This window comes from Photobacterium japonica (assembly GCF_050337005.1).
GTDB lineage: Bacteria > Pseudomonadota > Gammaproteobacteria > Enterobacterales > Vibrionaceae > Photobacterium > Photobacterium japonica.
On the sequence record NZ_JAKJSN010000059.1, the window covers coordinates 22,775 to 32,261 of the forward strand.

General features: G+C 52.9%; 6 protein-coding genes and 3 tRNA genes. 1 reads left to right on the top strand and 8 read right to left on the bottom strand.

Annotated elements, in window-relative coordinates; genetic code table 11:
- Window positions 1-53: 53 nt before the first annotated feature.
- The 5 genes from miaA to L4C36_RS19535 are packed head-to-tail and all read right to left on the bottom strand — an operon-like array spanning window position 54 to window position 6,981.
- Window positions 54-989 carry a tRNA (adenosine(37)-N6)-dimethylallyltransferase MiaA gene (gene miaA, locus L4C36_RS19515; protein ID WP_428479475.1) on the bottom strand — a complete coding sequence of 312 codons (936 nt, stop codon included), beginning with the start codon at window positions 987-989 and terminating at the stop codon, window positions 54-56.
- Window positions 982-3,213, bottom strand: a complete 2,232-nt coding sequence (gene mutL / locus L4C36_RS19520) for a DNA mismatch repair endonuclease MutL (RefSeq protein ID WP_428479476.1) — start codon at window positions 3,211-3,213, stop codon at window positions 982-984. The genes miaA and mutL overlap by 8 nt, the downstream gene beginning before the upstream one ends.
- 3 nt (window positions 3,214-3,216) lie before the next feature.
- A complete protein-coding gene (locus L4C36_RS19525) occupies window positions 3,217-4,959 on the bottom strand; it encodes an N-acetylmuramoyl-L-alanine amidase (RefSeq protein ID WP_428479477.1) in 1,743 nt (580 codons plus the stop codon).
- A gap of 4 nt (window positions 4,960-4,963) precedes the next feature.
- Complete coding sequence (gene tsaE, locus L4C36_RS19530) at window positions 4,964-5,428, bottom strand: tRNA (adenosine(37)-N6)-threonylcarbamoyltransferase complex ATPase subunit type 1 TsaE (protein WP_428479478.1); 465 nt, start codon at window positions 5,426-5,428, stop codon at window positions 4,964-4,966.
- Window positions 5,429-5,436: 8 nt separating this feature from the next.
- Window positions 5,437-6,981, bottom strand: coding sequence for an NAD(P)H-hydrate dehydratase (locus tag L4C36_RS19535; protein WP_428479479.1), 1,545 nt, complete (start codon window positions 6,979-6,981; stop codon window positions 5,437-5,439).
- A gap of 140 nt (window positions 6,982-7,121) precedes the next feature.
- On the opposite strand from L4C36_RS19535, the gene queG reads away from it, so the two are divergent.
- Window positions 7,122-8,255, top strand: coding sequence for a tRNA epoxyqueuosine(34) reductase QueG (gene queG, locus L4C36_RS19540; protein ID WP_428479480.1), 1,134 nt, complete (start codon window positions 7,122-7,124; stop codon window positions 8,253-8,255).
- A gap of 860 nt (window positions 8,256-9,115) precedes the next feature.
- On the opposite strand, the gene L4C36_RS19545 is transcribed toward queG, so the two are convergent.
- From L4C36_RS19545 to L4C36_RS19555, 3 genes are all read right to left on the bottom strand, one after another.
- Window positions 9,116-9,191: transfer RNA gene (locus tag L4C36_RS19545), tRNA-Gly, on the bottom strand.
- Between the two features lie 80 nt (window positions 9,192-9,271).
- Window positions 9,272-9,347: transfer RNA gene (locus L4C36_RS19550), tRNA-Gly, on the bottom strand.
- 1 nt (window position 9,348) lies between these two features.
- Window positions 9,349-9,425 (bottom strand) — tRNA-Met (locus L4C36_RS19555).
- Window positions 9,426-9,487: the final 62 nt, after the last annotated feature.

Below are 9,487 nucleotides of genomic sequence, written 5' to 3' on the forward strand. Positions count from 1 at the left end.
TTAGCAACGAACAACATTAAAAATATGCAAAACAGTAGTGAGTATACACGCGATTACAAATCACATCGCACTGCGTCGATGACAGTCTGTAATGCCTGTTCCCCATCACTGCTATCTAACCACGTCAGATCTTTCCAGCTTCTCAGCCAGGTAATTTGACGTTTCGCCAATTGACGGGTGGCGCAGACACCGCGGAAAACCGCGTCATCCAACGAACACGCCCCGTCCAAATACTCCCACATCTGGCGATAACCAACACAACGTATCGAAGGGAGATCGGGATGAAGATCCCCGCGCTCATACAAAGCACGAACTTCCTGTTCAAAACCTGCTTCGATCATTTTTTCAAAACGTTGCTCGATCCGCTGATGCAGTACAACCCTGTCCTTGGGTGTTATTGCAAATTGGTGGACCTTGTATGGCAAGGCCTCACCTTGGATTTTCGTTAATTCCGTTAAAGTGTTACCCGAAATACGAAAAACTTCCAATGCACGAGATAATCGCTGAGGGTCATTTGGGTGGATTCGAGCGCCGGCAACCGGATCAATCCTGACCAACTCTTCATGCATAGCCAACCAACCCTTTTCTGCCGCTTCTTGCTCAATGTGAGCACGAATCGCCGGATCGGCGGCGGGCAATGGTGACAAACCTTCCAATAATGCTTTGTAGTACAACATGGTACCACCAACCAGTAAAGGAATTCGCCCTGCTGCCACTATATCAGCCATTTCTTTCAGTGCATCAGCACGAAAGTCCGCAGCTGAATAACTTTGCGCTGGATCACGAATATCGATCAAGCGATGCGGCGCAAGTGCCAACTCACGAGCATCTGGCTTCGCCGTACCAATGTCCATACCTTTATAAATAAGGGCGGAGTCGACACTTATCAACTCCACAGGCAGTTGTTGGCGTAAACGAATGGCAAGATCAGTTTTGCCCGATGCGGTCGGCCCCATCAAAAAAATGGCCGGTGGTAGTGACTTAGTCATAGTTAAACGCTTCTATCGCTGCGCGCAGATCAACCGGGCGCAACAAATTAGGATAATAAAGTTCAAGTTCGGGGCCCCAGTGCTGCTCCAGCTCCGTGACCAGCCCAATGGCCTGCGACAAGCTAAAGGCCGCCGTCGCCATGACCAGTTGATCGATCAACCAGTCCAATAACTTTTCCCAGCCTTGCTCGGCTTCATCGTCGGCCACCGAGGCCAGATACGCCAACAGGGCAGGGATCAGTTTTTGCAGGTTCTGTTGTCGCAACGGTTGGCTGACAGACAAGATCACCAAACTGTGTTTGTTTTTCGCTTTGAGTTGAATGCCCAACTGTTTGAGCAATAACGCATGTTGTTCTGCACAGTCTATCATATTCGACTCAACAGGCACGGCATGCGGAATCAACAACGGCTGTGGCTTCAACCCTTCGTACTGCGCCTGACGCAATTGCGCCTTCACCACTAAGCGCTGTGCCACGGGCAGTGCTAACAACGCGATCCCTTCATCACGACTAAGCAGCAAATACTGTTGCTCAACCAAAGACAACGCCTTGCCCAACCCGATACCGTTACTGCCACCCAGTGCATCTTGACGACGCGGTGTGGCCGCAGGCATCGGCGCGAGTGAGGCTAATACAGGAGCAGAGGTCGATACAGAAGCTGAGGCCGATGCCGGAGAGAATGATTCTGACGGTACAGACTGTGGCGGTGTCGTTTGCAGTAATCGCTGATACGCCGCGATCTCTGCCGGTGTCGGCCCGTCCTCAGGTCCACGAGCCGCACTCTGGCTCGCCCCTTGATTCGCCCCCTTAGCCGCGCTGTGCCCAGAAGAACGCGGCGTGTGTGTCTGTGCCGCTGTCGGTATCGTGGTCGATGTTGACGTCGAAGAAGAGGATGACGCAGAGGCAGGCGATGCATCACGCCATGAACGCTCTCGTGACGGAGCGTGGGACGCTCCGCCACCGGTACCGGATGCCCGCGCCGTCGCGTCAACCAGCCATGTCTGACTCGGTGCCTGATTCGGGTAGGCTGGTGTGCGAGCAATGGCCTGTAAGGCCGCATGCGGCTCTGCGACAGTTTGTGCTGGCGTGGTGGATTGGGCATACGTCGCCGAATCCGCGTGTTCGTCTGCGCTCCCTTCCGATACCGCCCCGCCCAAATACGTCGATGACGGATGTGCGTGAGCACTGGCGCGTGGCGCAGGGATATGGTGAGCGAGCTCATCATGTGAGCCTTCAATCAAGGCGCTTTGCAGGCCCTGACAGATAAAATCATGCACCAACCGCGCTTGATGAAAACGCACTTCATGTTTGGCGGGGTGCACATTGACATCCACTTGATGCGGATCAACCTCAATGAACAACACATACGCGGCATATTGTTCAGGCGCCAGACTGGTTTCGTACGCTTGACGAATCGCGTGGTTGATCAGCTTGTCTTTCATCATGCGTCCGTTCACGTAACAATATTGAATATCGTTCTGTGCACGTGCGCCCTGAGGGGTACAAAGCCAGCCCGTCAGTTTCAAATCGCCATGGGCCAATTCCACCGCCAGCGCATGATCCAAAAACGGGTTACCGCATACCGCGGCTAACCGACGTTCTTTTTGAATCTGAGTGCTGGCCGCACGGTATTGGCGTACCATTTTTCCGTTATGCCGCAAATTGATGGTCACATCCATACGGCTCAACGCGATCCGTTTGAGCAACTCATCAATATGGGCAAATTCGGTTTTCTCGGTACGCAAGAATTTACGTCGGGCGGGCGTGTTGAAAAACAAATCCAACACTTCCAAGGTACTGCCGACCGGATGCGCCGCAGGCTTGAGCTGCACCTCCATGTCGCGTCCTTCGGCATACGCCGCCCACGCTTGTTCTTGGTCTGCCGTGCGTGAGGTTAAGGTCAGGCGGGAGACCGAGCTAATACTGGCCAACGCCTCGCCACGAAAGCCGAGGCTCACTATGGCTTCCAGATCATCCAACGTGGCGATCTTGGACGTCGCGTGGCGACTCAACGCCAAGCCGAGCTCGTCTTTCGGGATCCCTTTACCGTTATCCCGAATACGGATGGTGCGGCTGCCGCCTTTATCGATATCAATATCGATCCGGGTGGCACCGGCATCCAAACTGTTTTCGACCAGCTCTTTCACCACCGAGGCTGGACGTTCCACAACTTCGCCAGCGGCAATTTGGTTTGCCAACCGGGCGGGTAAGATCTGAATAGGCATAGATTAACTACTTGGTATGGTCAGTTTCTGACCCACGGCTAATTGATCGGAACGCAGCTTATTGGCACGGCGCAGGCTGTTAATGCTGACCCCATAATGGGCCGCAATTTTGCCAAGGAATTCTCCCCGCTTCACCGTGTGTTTCACTGCGCGACGCTGGCTCACATCAATCTTCAACGTCTGTCCCACTGCCAGTTCATCCGAGCGCAAGCGATTTGCACTGCGAATACTGGACAATGATACGCCGTATTGATTGGCGATTTTACCCAAAAACTCCCCGCGCTTGACGGTATGCGTCACGGTCTTCTTCGCGGGCGCTTTCTGCGTCGTTGAACGCGATGAAGACGTACTGCTCTTTTGCGCCGTACTTGAAGTATGGCTGACCGCCGGTGCTTTACCGGGGATCATCAAGACCTGACCCACACGCACGGTATTGGATTTCAGATTATTCGTGGTTTTGATCGCCGCTACCGTTGTGCCATATTTGTTGGCAATCACACTTAATGACTGCCCACGCGCGACCGTGTGCTTCTTGCTTTGATGGCGCGAAGCAAACAAGGTGCCTTCCGGCGGTTTCGCATTAAAATACGCGAGAATGCCACGGTACACCGCATCCGCCAGTTTGTTCTGATGGCTGGTCGCATTCAACAAGCGCTCTTCTGTCGGGTTCGTGATAAAGCCGGTTTCCACCAACAAAGAGGGAATATCCGGTGATTTCAACACGGCCAAACTCGCGTGCGCGGGTTTGCTCTTATGCAACGAGGTCACGCCTTTCAGCTCTTTCAGTACGCGAGACGCAACGTCATAGCCTTCTTTTTGCGAATGGCTAAACTGCAAGTCCAACACGGCCATGCTCAGATACTGATCTTCATTGTCGCCGGACAGCACATCGCCGCCGCCTAACAATTCCGATTGCTTCTCATGTTGCTCCAGCCAGCGACCAATCTCGGTATTGGCACGACGGGTATTCAATACCCAGACGGATGCCCCCCGTGGTTTCGGTGAGGTGAAACCATCCGCATGGATCGAGACCAACAAATGCGCCTTGTTCTTACGGGCAATGTCCGAACGCTTGTTGAGGTTCACAAAGTAATCCCCTTGACGCGTCAGCACCGCTTTCATTCCCGGCGTGGCATTGATCCGTGCCATCACTTTTTTGGAAATGGTCAGGGTAACGTTTTTCTCGTATTTACGGCTTGGCCCTATCGAGCCGGGATCTTCCCCGCCATGCCCGGGGTCAATGGCAACAATGATGTCTTCATTGCCATACGGCAAGATCGCTTTGGCGTTCGCGACCGATTGGCTCACCGTAGACGTCGTCACTTTTTTCACGGGCGCCGCTTTTTTATGCGGCAAATCCAACACCAAGCGGTGGCTGTAATGGCCATCCGGTGTCGGTGAAAGCGTAAACAGTTTCGGTGTCGTCCCAGTCTTAATCTCAAATACCAGACGATAAGTGCCTTTATCAGGCGCCCCACTGCTGCGGATCGCCTTTAATACCGCGCTGTCTTTCACTACCACCGGTAGTCGGGTGTGCAGCGAGGTATCTTTCAAATCAAGAACCAGTCGATCAGGCTTGGTCAGCGTAAAATAGCTGAACTCCGCCTTCTCTTGCATATCGAGCACCACGCGGGTTTCATCTGGCGCTGGCCATGCGCGGATCCCACGCAGTTCATTGGCCATGGCCAATGAACTAAAGAGTCCCGCACTGATGATTACTGCATGAAAAAAAGTCCGTAAAGACATCCTATCAACACAACTCCAAACGTTTAATCAATTCACAGCCATACGCATTGTTTGCGGTAATGGTCGCTTTTCGCTGCTCGCCATCGTAGCGCAGATCCAGCTCAAGATCGGGTTGAGGCAATAAGCCGGCCCCTTTTTCTGGCCACTCCACCAAACAAATCGCATCATCAGAAAAGTAGTCTCGGATCCCCATGAACTCCAGTTCTTCTGGATCCGCCAAGCGGTAAAGATCAAAGTGATACACCTGCCAAGCGGCAAGCGCGTATGGCTCAACCAAGGTGTACGTCGGGCTTTTCACATTCCCGTTATGACCCAGCGAACGAATAAATCCACGGCTAAACGTGGTTTTACCTGCGCCCAAGTCACCATGAAGATAAATGGTGGTCTGCTGTGTACAAGCATGGGCCAATGTGGCGCCCAGTGCGACCGTCGCCTGCTCATCGGCAAGCTGCATTTCAAATGTTTGCATTCTCGTTATTATCGTCGATTAACTAATTGTCGAATGGAAGGGAATAGATCACTGGCAAGCATACCACGCTCGCCGTCTCTGGCGCAGTGGTCTGCAGCCGTACTGTGGATCCACACCCCGCATTTTGCGGCCTCTGATAAGCCTAATCCCTGCCCCAGCAAGGCACCTATGATACCAGAGAGCACATCCCCCATCCCGCCTGTTGCCATGCCGGGATTGCCCGCGGTACACACCCAGCATTTCTGGCCGTCATCAACCAGCGTACCCACGCCTTTCAGCACGACCACCCCGCCGTATTGTTGCTGCAAAGTGCGTGCCGCCACAAAGCGATCACGTTCTACGTCAGCCACGGAGCACTGCAGCAACCGAGCCGCTTCACCAGGATGGGGGGTTATTATACGGTTATTCTTATAGTCTGGTGTACAAGCCAATAAGTTCAACCCATCGGCATCAAGCACCGTCGGTTTTTCTGTCGCCGCGAGCGCGTGATACAGCGCCTGACTCCACTCGCTCAGGCCTAATCCCGGCCCGAGCACCAAGACATCCGCCCACACCACACGCTGCGCGCACTGTGCACGGTCGCCTTGCCAACCTAAGGCCATTATTTCAGGGATCGCAGCGATCATTGCCAGTGCATTGTCAGATTGTGTTAACACCGCGGTTAATCCAGCACCGGTTCGGGCCGCCGCCTGCGCCGCTAAGCGGATCGCGCCAGCGTAGCCATGATCCCCGCCTGCTAACAGGATCCTGCCATGATCGCCTTTGTGGGCCGTGCGCCGGCGAATTGGCAAATTCCGGTCAACCTCCGCAGCGGTGATCACTTGAACCGAGCTCGTACAATGTTGGTCAAACGCCGCCGCCACCTCCAGCCCAGCAAAGACTAATTGACCGACATGATCCGCAGCGTGTCCGGTAAACAAGCCTTGCTTTCGGCCAATAAACGTCACGGTATACGCCGCGACCACCGCCGGCTCTGTCACATTCGGATCAGGCACACTCGGCTCTGCCGACACAAGTCCCCGTCCAGTGTCAGCACACAAGCCAGAAGGCACATCGACCGCAATCACGGGCCGAGCCGAGTCGTTGATCTGCCCAATAAGCGCCGCCGCTTCCGCCCGCACCGCACCGGCTAAACCGGTGCCGAGCAACGCATCCACCACCACTTCCACAGAAGCGGGAAGCCCCTCACTCGGTAACGACACCACGCCCCCCACGGCTAACCATGCCTGATAAGCCCGCGCGGCATCGCCCACCAAGCGAGCAGGATCCCCGCAATGCCACACAGAAACGGTATAGCCGGCTTGTCGAGCCAGACGGGCAACGACATACCCATCCCCGCCGTTATTACCGCCGCCACAACAGACCAATACGTTCCGCGATGACGGGTAATGGCGTGCTAAACAGTCAAACACCGCTGCCCCAGCCCGCTCCATGAGCGTGTACATCTCCAGCCCAAGGCGCTGGGCGATCTGACGCTCTCCCGTCCGCACTTGTGCAGCGGAATACAGTCGCACAGGTTTGTCTTCCTTGGCTATTTTATCATCGACGTGCATTGTCCCTCCCGGTCTGTTCATCGGCAATCTCTTTGCGCGATCCCACCACGATCACCCCCGCAGGATCCACGTAATTCGGCCTCTACATCTTACTTGAGTGTGGTACACTTCCGCCCCCAATTCATCAGGTGCTTTTCCGTATGACCCTCGACTACCGCGCGCTAAGCCAAAACATCAAGCTATGGGGCCAAGAACTGGGCTTCCAACACGTTGGGATCAGCGATATCGATCTCCATCAGCATGAAGCGCAACTGCAACGGTGGCTCGATGCCGGGTACCACGGCGAGATGGATTGGATGGCACGCCACGGCATGATGCGCGCGCGCCCTGCGGAATTACACCCAGGCACCGTACGTGTGATCAGCGTTAGAATGGATTACCTGCCCCCAGAGGCCGGGTTTGCTCAGAGTTTGCGCCAACCTGATACGGCCTATATCAGCCGCTATTCATTGGGGCGTGACTACCACAAGCTGATCCGCAACCGCTTAAAGCAGCTTGGACAACGTATTGAACAAGAAGTGGGGCCCTTCGGCTACCGCCCTTTTGTCGATTCCGCCCCAATCTTAGAACGCCCCTTGGCAGAAAAGGCCGGCTTAGGCTGGACAGGCAAGCACTCACTGATCCTCAGCCCACAAGCGGGGTCGTGGTTCTTCCTGGGAGAGTTGCTAATTGACCTGCCTTTGCCCGTGGATGAACCGATCGACAATCAGTGCGGAAAGTGTGTGGCCTGTATGACAAGTTGCCCGACTGGCGCGATTGTCGAAGAGGGCGTAATTGATGCGCGCCGCTGCATTTCCTACTTAACCATTGAATTTGACGGCGTGATCCCAGAAGCTCTGCGCAAACCGATTGGCAACCGCATTTATGGCTGTGATGATTGCCAGCTCGTCTGCCCGTACAACCGCTTTGCTGAGCTGACACAAGAGTCAGATTACCATTGCCGTGACACTCTGGCACAACAATCGCTGATCAACCTGTTTCAATGGGATGAGGTGCAGTTTTTAAAACAGACGGAAGGCTCCGCTATTCGTCGCATTGGCCACGTACAATGGCTGCGCAACCTCAGTATTGCGATGGGTAATGCGCCGTACGACGAACACATTGTTAGTGCCCTTGAGCAACGCTTGGGTGAACATGAATTACTCGATATCCACCTACACTGGGCACTGGCGCAACAAGTCGCACACCGCGACACCAATGCCATCACGGTCTTACCTTCCAATACGCAACGACTGATCCGCATTGTCGAGAAAGGTCTTCCGCGTGACGCCTGACCGGGCAGCGTTATCCCGTTGACTATGCTGTAACGTTATTACTAAAGAATGAGAGCTAAATCAGGCTTAGACGCAAATGTGGAAAACATTTTCACATTTGCCGTTTTATACGTAGATGAAAATATTAAACACAGGTCAAAATCGTGGTAGGGAAAAAAGTTATTCAAAGCAGGATGATGTGGGTTTTGTTGTAGATATCTATTGAATAAATACCATAAAAAACAACAAAAACATAGACTTAAAGTGTTGATAAAATATCAACATCTTTTAATTTTCATGAGGATAAAAAGATAAGTACAGACTTGTTCACACGGTCTCGGCACATGTAATTAACGGACTTACCCACAATTTAGTTTTGTGGATAACTCTGTGCACGATCTTATTGTTTTTTCACCCAAAGCGGCGTCAACCCAAGCAAAATAAGGGCTTTCAGCTCAGAGAGATAGGAATAAGTTACGCAGATACGATTTACTGCTCCCTGTTGGCAATGTGCTCATTACCTGTATCAACAAAACAAAAGAGCGTATACCGTCATAAAGACACCCACAAGCGACTGTGGATTACAGAGCATCATGATTTACAGAGATAACGACAAACAGCCAATGAAGGCCGTTGGTATAAATCATAGATGATGTTAAGAAAGCTGATGCTTCTAAGATTTCCATAATTTCAATTATGGAATATCGGGGCAATACACAAGGTTACCGTTTATCGAATAACCTAGAAATATTGCAATTGAACTAATACTTCACAGTAGTAGCTTTGCCGACCTTCTGCAGACTGCAGCGGTAGCAGAATTGAAGCGACGCGACCAATTTGGGCACGAGGTTCCTCGTGTTAGGTCTCATTACTTTAAAATTTGGAGCGACACACGAGGTTCGAACTCGTGACCTCAACCTTGGCAAGGTTGCGCTCTACCAACTGAGCTAGTGTCGCATCTTTTCATCGATAAGCTCGATGACAACTCTCTCTTTCACCGTCGAAACCATGAAAGACTTCTCTACCAGGTAAAGAAGTGGAGCGACACACGAGGTTCGAACTCGTGACCTCAACCTTGGCAAGGTTGCGCTCTACCAACTGAGCTAGTGTCGCGTGGTTGCGGGGGCCGGATTTGAACCAACGACCTTCGGGTTATGAGCCCGACGAGCTACCATACTGCTCCACCCCGCGTCCATATTGTGTCACCGTTAAAGTACCGTGAGAACTATCTCATCTATCGCCTAAGCAATAAA